This is a genomic window from Flavobacterium sp. WV_118_3, from assembly GCF_039778605.1.
Taxonomy (GTDB): domain Bacteria; phylum Bacteroidota; class Bacteroidia; order Flavobacteriales; family Flavobacteriaceae; genus Flavobacterium.
The window spans coordinates 2,645,709-2,661,622 of sequence record NZ_CP156060.1 but is presented as its reverse complement, the minus strand read 5'-3'; the positions used below and the strand labels follow the sequence as shown (position 1 = coordinate 2,661,622).

The window sequence follows — 15,914 nt, the reverse complement described above, 5'->3', positions numbered from 1 at the left end:
TGTAAGCAACACCAAAATAAAATGAAAGAGAACCCTAAATTCATAATTAGCGGAGGCGGGACCGGAGGACATATCTATCCGGCTATTGCTATTGCCAACGAATTGAAAGTTCGCTTTCCGAAAGCAGAAATCCTGTTTGTGGGCGCGAAAGATAAAATGGAGATGCAAAAAGTACCACAGGCCGGTTATCCGATTAAAGGATTGTGGATTGCGGGAATTCAGCGAAAACTGACATTGCAAAACCTGATGTTTCCGTTAAAACTGATGTCCAGTTTAACCAAATCACGCGGGATTTTAAAACAATTTAAACCTGATGTGGTTATTGGAACCGGAGGTTTTGCCAGCGGAGCCGTATTAAAAGTAGCGGCCGGAATGAATATCCCAACCGTGATTCAGGAACAGAATTCCTTTCCGGGAATCACGAACAAATTGTTAGGAAAAAAAGCCAACGCAATATGTGTGGCTTACGAAAATTTGGAGCAATTTTTTCCAAAAGATAAAATCCGGTTAACCGGAAATCCGGTTCGTCAGGATCTGATTTCGGTTGCGGAAAAAAAAGGCGAAGCCATTGCGCATTTCAAACTCGATCCGTCCAAAAAAACACTATTGGTGTTGGGGGGAAGTTTAGGTGCCAGACGAATCAATCATCTTATCGCGAAAGAGATCGATTGGTTGCTGGAACAAGGAGTTCAGATCATCTGGCAATGCGGAAAACTTTATTTTGAAGAATATAAACATTTTGCTGAAAAGGAAAATGTACAGGTTTTGGCTTTTATTGACCGTATGGATTTGGTATATGCCGCGGCCGATATGGTGATTTCCCGTTCGGGAGCGTCATCGGTTTCGGAGCTTTGCATCGTTGGGAAGCCGGTAATTTTTATTCCGTCGCCTAATGTAGCCGAAGACCATCAGACAAAAAATGCCAAAGCGATTGTCGATAAAAAAGGGGCATTATTGCTCAAAGAATCGGAATTGGATAGCCATTTTGAAAACACGTTTGCAGCATTACTGCACAACGAAGAACAACAAAAACAATTAAGTGACACGATTAAACAATTGGCTTTACCCAATGCAACAAAGCAAATTGTGGATGAGATTGTCCGATTGATACGATAACAAAAGAAATTGATCGCAGGAGCATGAATTTACCGCAAATACATAACGTATATTTTATCGGAATTGGAGGCATCGGAATGAGTGCTTTGGCCCGTTATTTTAAAAACATCGGGAAAAATGTAGCCGGATATGATAAGACGCCGACGCACCTTACGGCCGAATTGGAAGAAAGTGGTATTGTGATCCATTTTGAAGATAATGTGTCTTTGATTGACGAAGCTTTCCGAAATAAAGAAAATACGCTGGTGGTGATTACGCCGGCAGTTCCAAAACAGCATGCGGAATGGAATTATTTTCTGGATAACGGATTTGTAGTCAAAAAAAGAGCGGAAGTATTGGGAATCATCACCAAAGATACGTTTTGCTTCGCGGTAGCCGGTACACATGGAAAAACCACCACGTCCAGTATTTTAGGACATGTTTTGTATGAAAGCGGTGTCGATATGACGGCCTTTTTAGGTGGAATTGTAGAAAACTATAATTCCAACCTGATTGGAAATGGAAAAACAGTAACCGTAGTAGAAGCTGATGAATTTGATCGTTCGTTTTTGCATTTACATCCGGATATCGCTTGTGTGACGTCGATGGATGCCGATCATTTGGATATCTATGGTGATAAAGCCTCGATTGAAGCTTCTTTTATAGAATTTGCGAATAAAGTGGCCGATAAAAAACAACTGTTCGTAACCAATGGCCTGCCGATCGAAGCCGTGACGGTGGGAATCAATGACGACGCGCAGTTTACGGCAAAAAATATACGAATTGTAGACGGCTGGTATGTGTTTGATGTTGCCACACCTACCGGAGAATTAAAAGACATTAGATTCGGATTGCCCGGCAGACATAATCTGACGAATGCTTTACTGGCGTTGGCGATGGCCAAAACCTACGGGGTTTCGGATAGCGATATTGCAAAAGCGCTATTGAGTTTTAAAGGCGTACGAAGACGTTTTTCATTCCAGATTCGGAAACCGGAGTTTGTGTATATCGACGATTATGCGCACCATCCAACCGAAATCAACGCGGTACACCAGGCGGTTCGCGAATTGTATCCGGGAAAAAAAGTACTGGCGGTATTTCAGCCGCACTTGTACAGTAGAACCCGCGATTTTGCTGATGATTTTGCAAAAAGTCTGTCGCAATTTGACGAAATTCTGTTGTTGGATATTTATCCGGCGCGGGAATTGCCGATGGAAGGAATCACGTCCGAATGGTTATTGGGGAAAATCGAAAACAGTAACAAAAAACTGATTTCAAAAGAAGCCCTGATTCCGGCACTGGAAAACAGCGATGCACCAGTGATAGTAACAATAGGAGCAGGCGATGTGGGGGAAATGGTACCCGATATTCGAAAAGCATTAGAAGTAGTAAAAAAATAACAAAACGATGAAAAAAATAAAATGGACAGATGTAAGATTGGTACTCATGATTGGAGTAGTGATTTTCCTGTACTCATTTTCATCGAAGCGAAATGAAACCCGTTATCTGCAAAAGACAGAGGTTCGGTTTAAAGGTGAAAACAACCTTTTTATCACGCCTGAAACGGTTGATAACTTGTTAATACAAAATTTTAACAAAGTTACGAGCATAAGGAAAGATAAGCTAGATTTGAATAGATTGGAGCATATTCTCGACAGTAATGAAATGATAGCCAAAGCAGAGGTTTTTGCCACTATTGACGGGACTTTAGAGGCAGTCGTGACACAGAAAACACCGGTAGCGCGGGTCGATGATGGAGAGCGTTCTTATTATATTGACTATGAGGGAAATCAGATGCCGTTGTCGGATAATTTTGCAGCGCGGGTTCCGTTAGTTTCGGGTGAAATAAATACCGAAAACAAAGGCAAACTGACTGAAGTACTCCGGAAAATTTATGACGATGATTTTTTGAAAAAAAACATCACCGGGATACAAATTTTGCCCACAGGAAGTCTGATAATGACCAACCGGAATTATAATTATCAGATCCTTTTCGGAAGAACGATAAATGTTGATAAGAAGTTTGACAACTATAAGGCCTTTTTTCAACATGCGATAAAAGACACCCTTATCGGGAATTATAAAACAATTAATCTGAAGTTTACACAACAAGTAGTGTGCACCAAATATTAGAGTATGGAAAAAGAAAGTATTGCAGTAGGTTTGGATATTGGGACAACCAAAATTGTCGCCATGATCGGCAAGAAAAATGAGTACGGCAAATTAGAAATTTTAGGGGTTGGAAAATCCAAAAGCCTTGGTGTGGCGCGCGGAGTTGTAAACAATATTACGCAGACAATTCAATCCATTCAGCAGGCCGTTTTGGATGCCGAGACGGATTCGGGATATAAAATCAATGATGTGGTGGTAGGCATAGCCGGTCAGCACATTCGCAGTATTCAGCACAGCGACTATATCAGTCGTCACAATCCGGAAGAAGTGATTGGTGATGCTGATATTGACTTATTGATTAATCAGGTGCACAAACTGGCCATGTTGCCGGGAGAGGAAATCATCCACGTGTTACCACAGGAATTTAAAATCGACGGACAATCGGAAATCAAAGAGCCTATCGGGATGTATGGTGGCCGACTGGAAGCGAGTTTCCACGTGGTAGTAGGGCAGGCATCTTCGATCCGTAATGTGGGACGTTGTATTAAAAGCTCCGGTTTGGATTTGTCCGGTTTAACATTGGAGCCATTGGCGTCGGCTGATGCGGTGTTAAGTCAGGAGGAAAAAGAAGCCGGTGTAGCATTGATCGATATCGGAGGAGGGACAACCGATCTGGCCATTTTTAAAGACGGTATCATTCGCCATACGGCAGTAATCCCATTTGGAGGAAATGTGATCACCGACGATATTAAAGAAGGTTGTTCGATTATTGAAAAACAAGCCGAGTTATTAAAAGTAAAATTCGGATCGGCCTGGCCGGGCGAAAACAAAGACAACGAGATTGTTTCGATACCGGGATTACGAGGACGCGAGCCGAAAGAGATATCGTTAAAAAACCTTTCGAAAATCATCCACGCCAGAGTGGTGGAAATTGTAGAACAGGTTTTTGCGGAGATCAAAGCCTACGGACATGAAGATCCGAGAAAAAAACTGATCGCCGGAATTGTATTAACAGGAGGTGGCGCTCAGTTAAAGCACATCAAACAATTGGTGGAATACATCACCGGAATGGACACCCGGATCGGTTATCCGAACGAACATCTGGCCGGAAATTCCGACGAAGAAATCTCCAGTCCATTATATGCCACGGCAGTAGGATTGGTGATGAACAGTATCCGAAATAATACGAAAAGTGCAACGCCACTGGCCGAGATTAAAAAGGAACAACCAAAAGTGGAAAGCAAACCACAACCAGTGCGAATCGAACCGGAACCGGAAGAGATAGAAGACGAAATAATAGCAGAAGCAGCGCCGATAAAGCCAATTAATGTAAGAAATGATATAGATTCTGAATCTACCAAAGAAAAGATTAAAAGAGGCTTTTTCGACAAGTATATAGATAAGATTAAGGAATTTTTAGATAACGCAGAATAAAACCGATACGATATGAACAGCAACTCAGAATTTGGAAGTATTGCATTTGATTTGCCAAAAAACCAATCAAATGTGATTAAAGTTATTGGTGTAGGTGGCGGTGGTAGTAATGCCATTAACCACATGTTTAAACAAGGGATTAAAGGAGTAGATTTCGTGGTTTGTAATACCGATTCACAGGCATTGCAAAGCAGTTCGGTTCCGAATAAAATACAACTTGGCGTTAACTTAACAGAAGGGCTTGGAGCCGGAGCGAATCCAGAAGTCGGACAACAGTCGGCTTTGGAGAGTATCGAGGAAATTGAAAAAATGTTGGACGTAAATACCAAAATGGTATTTATTACGGCCGGTATGGGTGGTGGAACCGGAACAGGAGCCGCACCGGTAATAGCGCAATTGTCCAAAGAAAGAGATATCCTGACTGTAGGGATTGTAACGATTCCATTCCAGTTTGAAGGGAAAGTACGTCAGGAGCAAGCCTTATTAGGAGTGGAAAGACTTCGCAAACAGGTGGATTCGTTAATCGTTATCAACAACAATAAATTAAGAGAAGTATACGGTAACTTAGGATTCAAGGCCGGATTCTCCAAAGCGGATGAAGTATTGGCAACCGCTTCACGAGGAATCGCCGAAGTAATTACGCACCACTATACACAGAATATCGATTTAAAAGATGCGAAAACCGTATTGTCCAATAGTGGAACTGCTATCATGGGATCGGCTGTGGCAAATGGCGAGAACAGAGCGAAAGATGCGATTGTAGATGCATTGGATTCACCGTTGTTAAACGACAACAAAATTACCGGTGCTAAAAACGTATTGTTATTGATCGTTTCCGGAACCAACGAAATCACGATTGACGAGATCGGAGAAATCAACGACCATATCCAGGAAGAAGCGGGGCACAATGCCAACATCATCATGGGAGTTGGTGAAGACGAATCGTTAGGGGATGCTATCGCAGTAACCATCATTGCTACGGGATTTAACGTAGAGCAACAAGCAGAAATCGTAAATACAGAGCCAAAAAAAATTATTCACACCTTAGAGGGTGAGCAAAAATTGGTTCAGGATTTATCGGCAACCGGATTTGTACCGTCATTTGATTTTTCGACTCCGGTTGAAAAAGCGGCGGCTCAAGCGATGATTAACGATATTATTGCTGAACAACCGGAAGAAAAAATCGTTTTCGCTTTAGAAGAAGTGGAAGAAGAAGTATACGAAAAAAAACAACCGGCAGCAGTAATTGAAGAAGAAATAGAATTGCCAACGGCTGATTTTATCAATAACCTGGATGTATTTTTCGAAATCGTTTCACCGGTAAAAGAGGAAGCTCCGGCTCCGGTTATGCGAGACGTTCGCGAAATCGAGGTAATCGAACCGCAGTTTGTACTGCCAAAAGTAGAAGAGCAAATCGCCTTTTCATTCGACTTACCGGTAACAGCAGCTCAGGACAGAGTTGTTTTCGACCTTAGTAATGAAACCAAAGATATTAAAGTAAACCAGCCAGTTCAGGTAGTTCCGGTAACGGAAGTAAACCAGTCGGGAGTGGTAAAATACTCTTTGGAGGATTATATGGAGAAAGAAAACGAATTATTGGCTTCCAAAGCGGTTGAACCGGTAAAAGAAGAACCGGTTGCGGAAGAGTTAAACTTTACGATGCGAAAAGTAGAGCCGGCTCAGGTACAATCCAGCTTTGACGAGATTTCTCCGGTTGAAATGACCATTGAGGAAACCTTACGAATGAGAGCCGAAGAGCGTAAAAGAAAAATGAAAGAGTTCAATTACAAATTCAATAACAGTGCATCACGCGTTAATGAATTGGAAAAAGAACCGGCATATAAAAGAATGGGAGTTGATTTAAACGCCACTTCTGTCGATAATAGTAAATCGCGTATGTCATTGGGAATGGATAGTAACGACGACTTACAGTTGCGTTCGAACAACTCTTTTCTACATGACAACGTAGACTAACTAACCTATATTTGAGAAACCTTTAACCCGAAATCGAACCCGATTTCGGGTTATTTTTTATATCTTCGCACAGCATACCGGAACAAAGAATGTCGTACAAATGGCATTCGGGGAATCACTTTTTCGGATCATAAACTAAAATTAAACCAATAAATATGAGCTTACAGACTAAGATCATGGACGAAATGAAAACGGCCATGAAAGCCAAAGATACCGTAGCGCTAGAAGCCTTACGTGCCATAAAATCAGAAATCTTATTAGCACAGACTTCCGGAGCGGGTCAGGAATTAAAAGAAGAAGACGAAATAAAAATATTACAAAAACTGGTAAAACAACGAAAAGACAGTGCGGCTATTTTTAGCGAGCAGGGACGTGCAGATTTAGCGGATCCGGAATTGGCTCAGGTTGCCGTGATTGAAACGTTTTTACCGGCGCAATTGTCTGAAGCAGAAGTAGAAACAATTATAACAAAAATTATTGCCGACGGTGGTTTTTCCGGAATGGGAAGCATGGGACAGGTAATGGGAGCTGCTTCTAAAGAATTGGCGGGTAAAGCCGATGGGAAAACAATTTCAACAATTGTAAAAAAGCTGCTGACATAATTTGCAAAAATCAAATCAGATTGTTTTCTTTGCAATCGGATTAAAAATGGCCGCGTAGTTCAACTGGATAGAATATCAGATTTCGGCTCTGAGGGTTGGGGGTTCGAACCCCTCCGTGGTCACCTAGTCTCCAAAAGAGTTTTCTTTTTTGGAGACTTTTTTTTGTTTTTAAATTATTGATTTGTAGTGATTTAAGTTTTTTTTGCTTTGATAGTGTATTATTTGTCGTTTTTTTAGCGGTAATTAAATCAAAAACAGACACTTTATTACTAAAAAGTGCCCAAGCCTTGTAATTACTGGCTTCTATAGACTTAATCTACACTTTTTTCGCAATAGCTGTGATGTCTTACTTTATGATAAGATAACGGGATTCGAACCGTATTTAAATGATTGATTTATAGTGTTTTGTTTTTTTAATCCGTACTTTGAAAAGAGGAATTTAAGCCATATTTCATAGGAAATAATTCTACAAGTCTTTTTTATAGTAAAGTTCGAACCGCATGCAAGCATTAGATAGACTTGTTTGGAATCTCCACTACGCTTTTATATTACTTTAAGTGTAATCATGATAATCATGACAATACTAAAAAATGACTTTATTAACGCAAAAAAAATAAACACATGATAGAGTTTCATGACATGATTTTAATAACGGAGATTCAACTCCAATCCAAAATTGCACAAAGAGCTGCAGAACGTTTACTGGCTACGCATGACAAATTTGATAATGTAGAAACTTGGTGCTCAATTCAGTCTATTCTTGTGGCAGCTGGGAACATATCGAAAATTCTATGGCCTAATAAGAAATATGAAATGCGTGGCGAAAGATTAAGGCAATGGCTCAAAGTTGAAAATGACAATCCTCTTTCTAACCGTAAATTTCGTAATCATTTCGAACATTACGATGAGCGTGTTGAAGAATGGTTTAATAATAAATCAGGTGGTGTATATATCGATTTGGCTATGAACCCCGCTCTTAGGAGTCAATTTTTCAATGATCCTCCTTTAAATACCCATAGAGGATATAACTCATTTAATAATTCAGTTGTATTCCGTGGTGAAACACTTTATTTAGACGAATTATTAACAGCAATTTCTGACATACTTAATAATAGCGGGATGGATGGATTAAGAGGTTTCTTTTGAGGAAAGCTTAAATGACAATAATTTATTCTCGTTGCTATTAGTTGTTCAGTGTCAAATTTGTGACAATAGCAGCCTAATGATGACAGTATTACGTTACCAAATCGTTACCATTTTTATTTGAAAATCTGGAAAGCCTATAAACAAGGCGATAGAAGAAGAAGGGTGCGTACCCTTCCTCTCTGCAATTATTTGAAATCCGTGATAATTTTTTTTCAGGTTTTTTTATTATACGTATTTACGCTATTCTTCCCAAGTAAACAAAGCTATTCTCTTCTTTTTTATTACAAATTCTAATTCAACACTTTAAAATTTATTTGTCTATAAATTAGGTAAAAACACGTATTGCTTTCTCATGTATAAATTGCTTTCTTGCGTATTTGTGGATACGGGGTTACTTTTTAACGAAATAAACTCGTAAAAATTTAGTGAAAACACTGTTAGCAGTTATACATAATCACCTCTGGAAAAAATGTGCCTATTGAATGCATGAATGTGCAAACAAAAAGTAGAATAAAAGTTAAGCTACATTTTTATACATAGTTGTTTTTTACGCCATTCTTTCATCGGCTATATTTAAGATTTTGTTCGTATCACTAACTCCAGGCTAAGTTAGCATATCCAGTCAGACTATGATAACCCTGTAATTGAAATATAATTAACGACAATATAATTTAAATGAAAGTATTTATTAGTTGGTCTGGAAACAAGAGCCATAAAGTTGCATTAGTTTTCAGAGATTGGTTTCCTTCAGTAATTCAAACAATTGAACCGTATGTTTCATCAGAAGACATTGATAAAGGTGCAAGATGGAGTACAGACATAGCAAAGGAATTAGAGAATTCAACATTTGGAATTTTATGTGTAACCAAAGAAAATATGAATGCACCTTGGCTTTCTTTTGAAGCTGGCGCATTATCAAAAACAATGGAGAAATCTTTTGTAAGTCCTTTTCTCTTTGACATTAAACGTTCAGAAGTGAATGGTCCAATTTTACAATTTCAATCTACAATTTTTCAAAAAGAAGATATTAAAAAACTTTTAAGCACACTAAACAAAGCTTGTGGAGATACTTGTATTACAGATGCAAGACTTGAAAAAGCTTTTGAAGTTTGGTATCCGACTTTGGAAGAAGAATTAAATAAATTGAAAAATGTTCAAGACGACCCAGAAGAACATAAAGAAAAAGAAGATAGTAAAATTCAAACCTCAGAAATACTCGAAGAGATTTTAGACCTTTCTAGAAATAATCAAAAGTTGCTACGAAATCCTGAACCAAAACTTTCTGATAATATTGAAGAAATCAAAAGATTAGTTCAAGACCATTATAGTAGATATGAAAGAAACGAAATAGAATTAAGACATATGTCCAAAAGATTTCACCCAATGATGATGGAGGAAATATTGCATATGCCATTAAAAAATGGAGGAAATCATTTTGGATTTTTAATCTCGTTAAGTTTCTTCAAAAATGACTTTCCTTGGATATATGATTTAGGAAAAGAGCTGGTAGAGGTTCTAAAATCAAAATCTGACAAGAAAACCAAAGTGGTAGCTGTAGAAGAATTTAAAGAAGTATTAGAAATCACGTTAGGGCATCCAATGATAAGAGAAATGAATGGAATGAGGAAAGAAAATCTAATGTACATTAAAGAGCTACCTTATCTACTAAACAAATATTTAGAAAATCTAATTTATTAAACAAAAAGCCGGAACCGCTAAGATCAGTTTGGCAAATATGGCGGGTGAAGTCCTTCTGTGAAACATTTGTTCAAGGTTCAAGTAAGTAATTAAATTGAACTTTAGTATTAAAAATTCGCCATATAGGCAAGCCGAATAATGTTATAGGTAATGGTTTCCAAACTACACTTTTAATTAAATAACCAATGAAAATTAAAATATGAGTAAAAGCTACAATTATTCTGCATTTTATGTAAGTGAACCATTCAATGAATCATCTTTAGGAGCACATGCAGCTAAAGATTTTTGTTATTACAACATGCTTAAAGCATGGAAAGGAGCTGATAATTCATTCCCATTTAATAATGCACATGATACAACTTATAATGTTAGAGATAGTAGTGATTGGGAAAATACTCTTAAACCAAGACTTAGACAAAGATTAAGAAATTCTCAAAACATTATTTTATTTTTAAGCGAAAACACGTTAAATTCAAAGGCTTTAAGAGAGGAGATTGATTACGGTATAAATACACTAAATCTTCCGATAATTGTAATATATCCTGATTTAAAAACTAGAGATGAAATTCTAACAAATGATAAAAAAAAATTAAATAATACTGTAATAAACTTATGGAACAAGTTACCCGTTTTTAGGGATTCAATGCAAAATGTATCAGTTCTTCACGTTCCAATGAACAAAGAAACTATTAAAAAAGCTTTAGAGGATTCAGATTTTAGAGATGGATCTAATATAGAATCTGGAAATTATTTTTATTAATCTTATCCAAAGATGAAAGTTAATTTTTTAGACAAAGGAGTTAGGAGTAAATTTTGGATTTTCTTCTCTGTTATTTCAGGTATATTATCATTTGTCTTACTTTTTAATGTTGTACCTGATGGATACAAAGATTATTTAAAGTTATTTGGATATATCACATTCAGTATATTAATTCTAATTTATTTAGCAATTTGGTGGTGGGCAAATCGGCTAACAAATATAGAAGTAGATGTAGATGGCAGTAAAGTAAATATTAAATGTGGTGACTTATTTTCTGAACAAGGATTAAAGGTGATACCATTTAATGAATATTTTGATACTATAGTTGATGATAAAATTATTTCAAATAGTTCGCTGAATGGTATTTATATAAATAAATTCTTTAATAACAACATTGCAGAACTTGATAGTTTTATAATAGATAATTCAGATCAGCTAAATATAATAAATAATCAAGCTGACAGAAGATATGGTGGTAAATCAGTCAAATTCAAATTAAGTACAATCTTTGTATATGACGATTTCATTCTAACAGCATTTTCTAAGTTTGATGAACATAATAAAGCAACCCTTACAATGCCTGAGTATATAGAGTTTTTAATAAATTTTTGGGATAGAGTAAATCGTGTTTATGCTCAGAGAACAGTATCTGTTCCAGTTTTTGGCTCTGGAATTACGAGAATTAAAGAGCATAAGAACATAAATGATGAAGAGTTGTTAAAAATAATGCTTTGGACATTTAAATTAAGTGAAATGAAATTTAAATACCCAGCTAAACTTACTATAGTAATTCATGAGGGTAAAATTGGACAAATAAATCTTTTTGATATTAAATCAATAGAATTGGGTTTATAAAATTAAATTACCAATAGGGTATTTTAACACACGATTGCTATATCGGTTATTTCAATAAAGTATATGTCAAATTTTATCAATGTCAACTGAGATACTGAAATTGGAAAAAATCAAATTCGCTAATAATTTAGTTAATTTTTCAGCCTAGCATTTTCAGTATATTTGTTTGTCGTGATTTAAAACAATATAAGAGTGTCATGTAATAAAACACATCTAATGTCGCCTAATAGGCTTCCTCAGGCTTCTTTGTTTAATCTGTAATATATAGATCCTATAATACGCCTAATTTATTGTTGACAATTCGTAAATAAAAGATTTAAATGTAATTGATGATGTTCAACAAGATCATATTGAAAAAAAACTCCAAATTCGACAGTTGTATGCGTATCGAAATAGCATTATCGATTAAAAGTTCTTACAGTTTTATCTTCGTCAATATAAAATTAGCGACCTTATAGATATTATGTTTTGTATATGCCGAGATAATATTGACTACGCAGCTAAGAGATCGCTTAGAAGCTTTAAATCTTCGAACAATTGGTTCGAGATTTGTACCTTCGAGTTCACTTAAGGAGACAACTATTGTTTAGTTGTCTCCTTTTTTTATAGTATAAATGGCTGAAATATAAATTCTCGAAATATTTCTATTTTTATTGATACATCAATTATATTTGCATCAAATGAATAAGTATGAAATTTACAACTCCTACACAAACGATTTTCTACTCCATAGAACGAGCCATTAAAGAATACCGGAAATTCGGCCAGAAAAATATTCATAAACTGGCTGATGATATCACCTTGGATCAAGCGATGGTATTGTTCCTGCTTGCGCGAGAGCCGGAATTATCACAAAAGGAGATGGCGGCGCTTGTTTTTAAAGACGTGGCTTCATTAACACGGATGATTGAGCTGATGGTGAAGAATGGTTACCTGGAACGAACGTTCAAAAAAACGGATCGAAGACAGTTTCAGCTTAGCCTGACGACTAAGGGTAAGGAAATAATTCACGAACTCGAACCCGTCATCACAACTAGTCGGCAGACTGCTTTGGAAGGCTTAACTGACGGAGAGATCGAACAACTAAACACCCTGCTCCAAAAGATTATTTCCAATTGTAACAGAAATTAGCTACAGAAATAGCACCAAAAAACAGAACCGATGAAACAACTTATTTTTTTGTTCAGTATACTGCTTGCCTTACCGGGCTATAGTCAATCCGATATACCTTCTAGGCTGGCGGCCTATCTTCAGGCGCAGACAGATGTCAACGGCTTCTCAGGTGCTGTATTGGTAGCTAACAAAGATACCATCCTGTTACAACAAGCCTATGGGTTGGCCAATTACGATTGGAAGATCCGGAATACCCCGGACACAAAATTCGGACTGGCTTCCGTAAGTAAGCAGTTTACTGCAGTCGCGATCCTACAGTTGGTTGAAAGCGGGAAACTGTCACTCGATTCCAGACTGAATACCTTTTTCTCCGGTTTCCCGAAAGGTGACACTGTGACTATTCATATGCTATTGGCGCATACTTCGGGGTTGGATGCGGATTTCGATGAATTGTACCTAAAATCGACCCAGCTTTCCAATGACTCGGTATTGGCAGCGATTGAAAAAAAACCGTATCTCTTCTCCCCAGGAACGGCATGTAGCTATAGCAATATTGGATATTTCTTACTGGCCCGGATCATAGAGCAGGTTTCTGGTGAAAAATATGCCGATTATTTGCAAAAGCATCTGTTTTCTGTAGCAGACATGCGCAACTCGGGCGTAACTACAAATGACGCGATCATTCCCCAAAAAGCAAGCTTTTATTGCCGTACTGCACAAGGCTATGTCAACAATCCGTATATCAACTGGGAAGTTAATATCGGGCATGACGGGATCTATTCCACGGTTGAAGATCTGTATCGTTGGAACAAGGCTCTATTCCAGGGAAGGAAGCTCATTTCGGAAGCGAGCAAAACGAAAATGTTTACGCCCTATAACGACCAGCATTTTGGTTATGGGCTGATCATCAATCCTCCCTATAACCAGGGACATCAGCTGATTGCCCACGATGGTGGGTTTTTCGGGGTCATGACCTCCTTCAATTGGTTTAGCCAGGACAATTTGTTTATCGTGGTCTTATCCAATAATCAATCGCCCTCTTATTTAATCGCTCCAGCTCTTGCGGGGATCGTATTCGGGAAACCTGTGACGCTGCCCTATCATCATGTACAAGTTCCGACAAATACCCAACTCTACGACGATTATGTTGGAAAGTATGAGAACATAAACATCCTGAAAATAAACGGAAAACTCTGTTATAATGATGAAGAAATACAGCTTTTACCTGAATCGGATAAAAAATTCTTTCGGGCAGATAACCCGGATAGAACCATTGAATTTATCGCTGATAAGAAAGGAAGAGTTCATTCGCTTTTAATAACGAATGCCGGTGTGCAGGTGGTTAAACGAAAAGAAAAATAGTACCCCAAACACAAGCCTATATTTTCCAGTATTTCATTATTAGAGGCGTTGCCTTTTTGTGCGGTAAAAGCAACGGTAAATTCGCAGATCAATCACGATACTGCCCGGATTTAGGAAGTGGATTCACCCGGTAATTCATTGGTCGATAGTTTTTTCAGAACAGAAAAAAGTGTAGCTTTGGGAAAACATAAAGCCTTATGAAGTTTTCGTTAGCCGCTCTTTTTTGCTTGCTACTTTCAGTCCCTGTAGTGGCACAAATCTCAAAAACAAGACACACTAATGATCCATTTTTACAAATCGATTCCGTACTGACAAGCGTTTTAAACGACCAGCATATTGCCGGTTTTGCAGTAGCGGTTGTAAAAGGTGATCAAGTGATTTACAGCAAAGGATTTGGCTATCGCGATGTCGAAAACAAAAAACCGGTTACAACCAATACCCTTTTTGCAATAGGTTCAAGCTCCAAGGCTTTTACGGCTTCCTTATTGGGATTGCTGAAAAAAGAAGGTAAACTGACCTTTGAAGATAAAGCCGTTGACTTGTTACCACAGTTGCGATTTTATAATGATGCAATGAACAGTCAGATTATACTGAGAGATCTGATGGCGCATCGATCGGGGTTGTCCCGATACGATTCGTCGTGGTTTCTATTTAATTCCAAAGACAGAGATAGTATTATTGCCCGTGTAAAGTATATGAAGCCTACAGCAGCCGTACGCGAGAAATGGTTCTATAATAATTTTATGTACCTCGCACAAGGGATGATTGTAGAGCGATTTAGTGGTAAAACCTGGGAAGATAATATAAAGGAAAAGTTTTTTATTCCTTTGGAAATGACGCGTTCGAACACCGATATTATCACGTTTCAGAACGATAGTGATGCCGCTTTGCCTTATACGGTATCGAAAGAAAATGCGATTAAAAAGGTTGACTATTACAACATTAACGGGATGGGACCTGCGGGAAGTATCAACAGTAGTGTAAACGACATGGCCAACTGGTTAAAGGTTTGGATTAACGACGGGTCTTTTAAAGGAAAAGAAATCTTACCCAAAAACTACATCACCGAAGCGATGAGTTCTCAAATGGTTATGAGTGCTGATCTGCCGGATAAGCATAGCGATATTTTTTTAGCCAATTATGGTTTGGGTTGGATGATCGGTTCCTATAGAGGACACTACCTAGTAGAACATGGCGGAAATATTAACGGGTTTTCGGCGAATGTTGCCTTTTTTCCTTCGGATAAGTTAGGGATCGTTGTCCTGACAAATCAAAATGTATCGAAAGTTCCGATGATAGTTTGTAATTCTATTGCCGATAGAATGCTCAATTTAAAACCGGAAGACTGGAATGGCGAAGTAAAAGCTGCTGCGGCAGAAAAAGCGTTTCAGGTAAAAAAGGAAACTAAAAAGATGCCCGTCCCAAATACAAAACCATCCCATCCTTTAAAAGAGTATGTTGGCTCTTATGCAAACCCGGCCTATGGAACCATCAAAATAACCATTGAAAATAAGGGTTTATATACAAAATTACAAGAGGGTAAAATAATACTGAAACATTTTCATTATGATGTTTTTGATCCAAGAGCTGTCGATAAAAAAGGAAAAGTGGATACCGGGCAAAGTAATTTGATGTTTAATTTTACGTCCGATGTAGACGGTAAAATTCATGGAATAGAACTGCTTCTGGATGGTAACGAAAAACCGGTACTATTTGAGCGGGTTGCCGATAAAAAGTAAGTATTTCCAGTATAAAAAGAGCAA

The 15,914-nt window shown here is 37.8% G+C and carries 13 protein-coding genes and 1 tRNA gene; all 14 read left to right on the top strand.

What is annotated here, in order from left to right:
* The first annotated feature begins 21 nt into the window (after nucleotides 1-21).
* The 14 genes from murG (at nucleotide 22) to ABFU83_RS12360 (ending at nucleotide 15,890) form a co-directional block, all read left to right on the top strand.
* Nucleotides 22-1,116 carry an undecaprenyldiphospho-muramoylpentapeptide beta-N-acetylglucosaminyltransferase gene (gene murG, locus ABFU83_RS12425; RefSeq protein ID WP_347066342.1) on the top strand — a complete coding sequence of 365 codons (1,095 nt, stop codon included), beginning with the start codon at nucleotides 22-24 and terminating at the stop codon, nucleotides 1,114-1,116.
* A 23-nt stretch (nucleotides 1,117-1,139) separates the two neighbouring features.
* Nucleotides 1,140-2,495 (top strand): UDP-N-acetylmuramate--L-alanine ligase, encoded by a 1,356-nt coding sequence (gene murC, locus ABFU83_RS12420; protein ID WP_347066340.1) that lies wholly within the window; start codon nucleotides 1,140-1,142, stop codon nucleotides 2,493-2,495.
* 7 nt (nucleotides 2,496-2,502) lie between these two features.
* Nucleotides 2,503-3,228 carry a cell division protein FtsQ/DivIB gene (locus ABFU83_RS12415; RefSeq protein ID WP_136402197.1) on the top strand — a complete coding sequence of 242 codons (726 nt, stop codon included), beginning with the start codon at nucleotides 2,503-2,505 and terminating at the stop codon, nucleotides 3,226-3,228.
* A gap of 3 nt (nucleotides 3,229-3,231) precedes the next feature.
* Nucleotides 3,232-4,641 carry a cell division protein FtsA gene (gene ftsA / locus ABFU83_RS12410; protein ID WP_347066338.1) on the top strand — a complete coding sequence of 470 codons (1,410 nt, stop codon included), beginning with the start codon at nucleotides 3,232-3,234 and terminating at the stop codon, nucleotides 4,639-4,641.
* 12 nt (nucleotides 4,642-4,653) lie between these two features.
* The gene (gene ftsZ / locus ABFU83_RS12405; RefSeq protein WP_347066336.1) at nucleotides 4,654-6,615 is read left to right on the top strand and encodes a cell division protein FtsZ; all 1,962 of its coding nucleotides are present in this window, start codon (nucleotides 4,654-4,656) and stop codon (nucleotides 6,613-6,615) included.
* Nucleotides 6,616-6,770: 155 nt separating this feature from the next.
* Nucleotides 6,771-7,217: a GatB/YqeY domain-containing protein gene (locus tag ABFU83_RS12400; RefSeq protein ID WP_347066334.1), complete on the top strand. Its 447-nt coding sequence runs from the start codon at nucleotides 6,771-6,773 to the stop codon at nucleotides 7,215-7,217.
* Between the two features lie 48 nt (nucleotides 7,218-7,265).
* Nucleotides 7,266-7,339: transfer RNA gene (locus ABFU83_RS12395), tRNA-Arg, on the top strand.
* Nucleotides 7,340-7,838: 499 nt separating this feature from the next.
* Nucleotides 7,839-8,363 (top strand): hypothetical protein, encoded by a 525-nt coding sequence (locus ABFU83_RS12390; protein ID WP_347066332.1) that lies wholly within the window; start codon nucleotides 7,839-7,841, stop codon nucleotides 8,361-8,363.
* A gap of 675 nt (nucleotides 8,364-9,038) precedes the next feature.
* Nucleotides 9,039-10,061, top strand: a complete 1,023-nt coding sequence (locus tag ABFU83_RS12385; RefSeq protein ID WP_347066331.1) for a hypothetical protein — start codon at nucleotides 9,039-9,041, stop codon at nucleotides 10,059-10,061.
* A gap of 199 nt (nucleotides 10,062-10,260) precedes the next feature.
* Nucleotides 10,261-10,821 (top strand): TIR domain-containing protein, encoded by a 561-nt coding sequence (locus ABFU83_RS12380; RefSeq protein WP_347066329.1) that lies wholly within the window; start codon nucleotides 10,261-10,263, stop codon nucleotides 10,819-10,821.
* Between the two features lie 12 nt (nucleotides 10,822-10,833).
* Nucleotides 10,834-11,676, top strand: coding sequence for a macro domain-containing protein (locus ABFU83_RS12375; protein WP_347066327.1), 843 nt, complete (start codon nucleotides 10,834-10,836; stop codon nucleotides 11,674-11,676).
* A 690-nt stretch (nucleotides 11,677-12,366) separates the two neighbouring features.
* On the top strand, nucleotides 12,367-12,807 hold the full coding sequence (locus ABFU83_RS12370) for a MarR family transcriptional regulator (protein ID WP_347066325.1): 441 nt from the start codon (nucleotides 12,367-12,369) through the stop codon (nucleotides 12,805-12,807).
* A 30-nt stretch (nucleotides 12,808-12,837) separates the two neighbouring features.
* The gene (locus ABFU83_RS12365) at nucleotides 12,838-14,151 is read left to right on the top strand and encodes a serine hydrolase (RefSeq protein WP_347066323.1); all 1,314 of its coding nucleotides are present in this window, start codon (nucleotides 12,838-12,840) and stop codon (nucleotides 14,149-14,151) included.
* Nucleotides 14,152-14,348: 197 nt separating this feature from the next.
* Nucleotides 14,349-15,890, top strand: coding sequence for a serine hydrolase (locus ABFU83_RS12360; RefSeq protein WP_347066321.1), 1,542 nt, complete (start codon nucleotides 14,349-14,351; stop codon nucleotides 15,888-15,890).
* Nucleotides 15,891-15,914: the final 24 nt, after the last annotated feature.

What these genes read in the sequence shown, in the direction of transcription:
- murG (WP_347066342.1), top strand. Translation starts at nt 22, where the DNA reads ATGAAAGAGAACCCTAAATTCATAATTAGCGGAGGCGGGACCGGAGGA.
- murC (WP_347066340.1), top strand. Translation starts at nt 1,140, where the DNA reads ATGAATTTACCGCAAATACATAACGTATATTTTATCGGAATTGGAGGC.
- ABFU83_RS12415 (WP_136402197.1), top strand. Translation starts at nt 2,503, where the DNA reads ATGAAAAAAATAAAATGGACAGATGTAAGATTGGTACTCATGATTGGA.
- ftsA (WP_347066338.1), top strand. Translation starts at nt 3,232, where the DNA reads ATGGAAAAAGAAAGTATTGCAGTAGGTTTGGATATTGGGACAACCAAA.
- ftsZ (WP_347066336.1), top strand. Translation starts at nt 4,654, where the DNA reads ATGAACAGCAACTCAGAATTTGGAAGTATTGCATTTGATTTGCCAAAA.
- ABFU83_RS12400 (WP_347066334.1), top strand. Translation starts at nt 6,771, where the DNA reads ATGAGCTTACAGACTAAGATCATGGACGAAATGAAAACGGCCATGAAA.
- ABFU83_RS12390 (WP_347066332.1), top strand. Translation starts at nt 7,839, where the DNA reads ATGATAGAGTTTCATGACATGATTTTAATAACGGAGATTCAACTCCAA.
- ABFU83_RS12385 (WP_347066331.1), top strand. Translation starts at nt 9,039, where the DNA reads ATGAAAGTATTTATTAGTTGGTCTGGAAACAAGAGCCATAAAGTTGCA.
- ABFU83_RS12380 (WP_347066329.1), top strand. Translation starts at nt 10,261, where the DNA reads ATGAGTAAAAGCTACAATTATTCTGCATTTTATGTAAGTGAACCATTC.
- ABFU83_RS12375 (WP_347066327.1), top strand. Translation starts at nt 10,834, where the DNA reads ATGAAAGTTAATTTTTTAGACAAAGGAGTTAGGAGTAAATTTTGGATT.
- ABFU83_RS12370 (WP_347066325.1), top strand. Translation starts at nt 12,367, where the DNA reads ATGAAATTTACAACTCCTACACAAACGATTTTCTACTCCATAGAACGA.
- ABFU83_RS12365 (WP_347066323.1), top strand. Translation starts at nt 12,838, where the DNA reads ATGAAACAACTTATTTTTTTGTTCAGTATACTGCTTGCCTTACCGGGC.
- ABFU83_RS12360 (WP_347066321.1), top strand. Translation starts at nt 14,349, where the DNA reads ATGAAGTTTTCGTTAGCCGCTCTTTTTTGCTTGCTACTTTCAGTCCCT.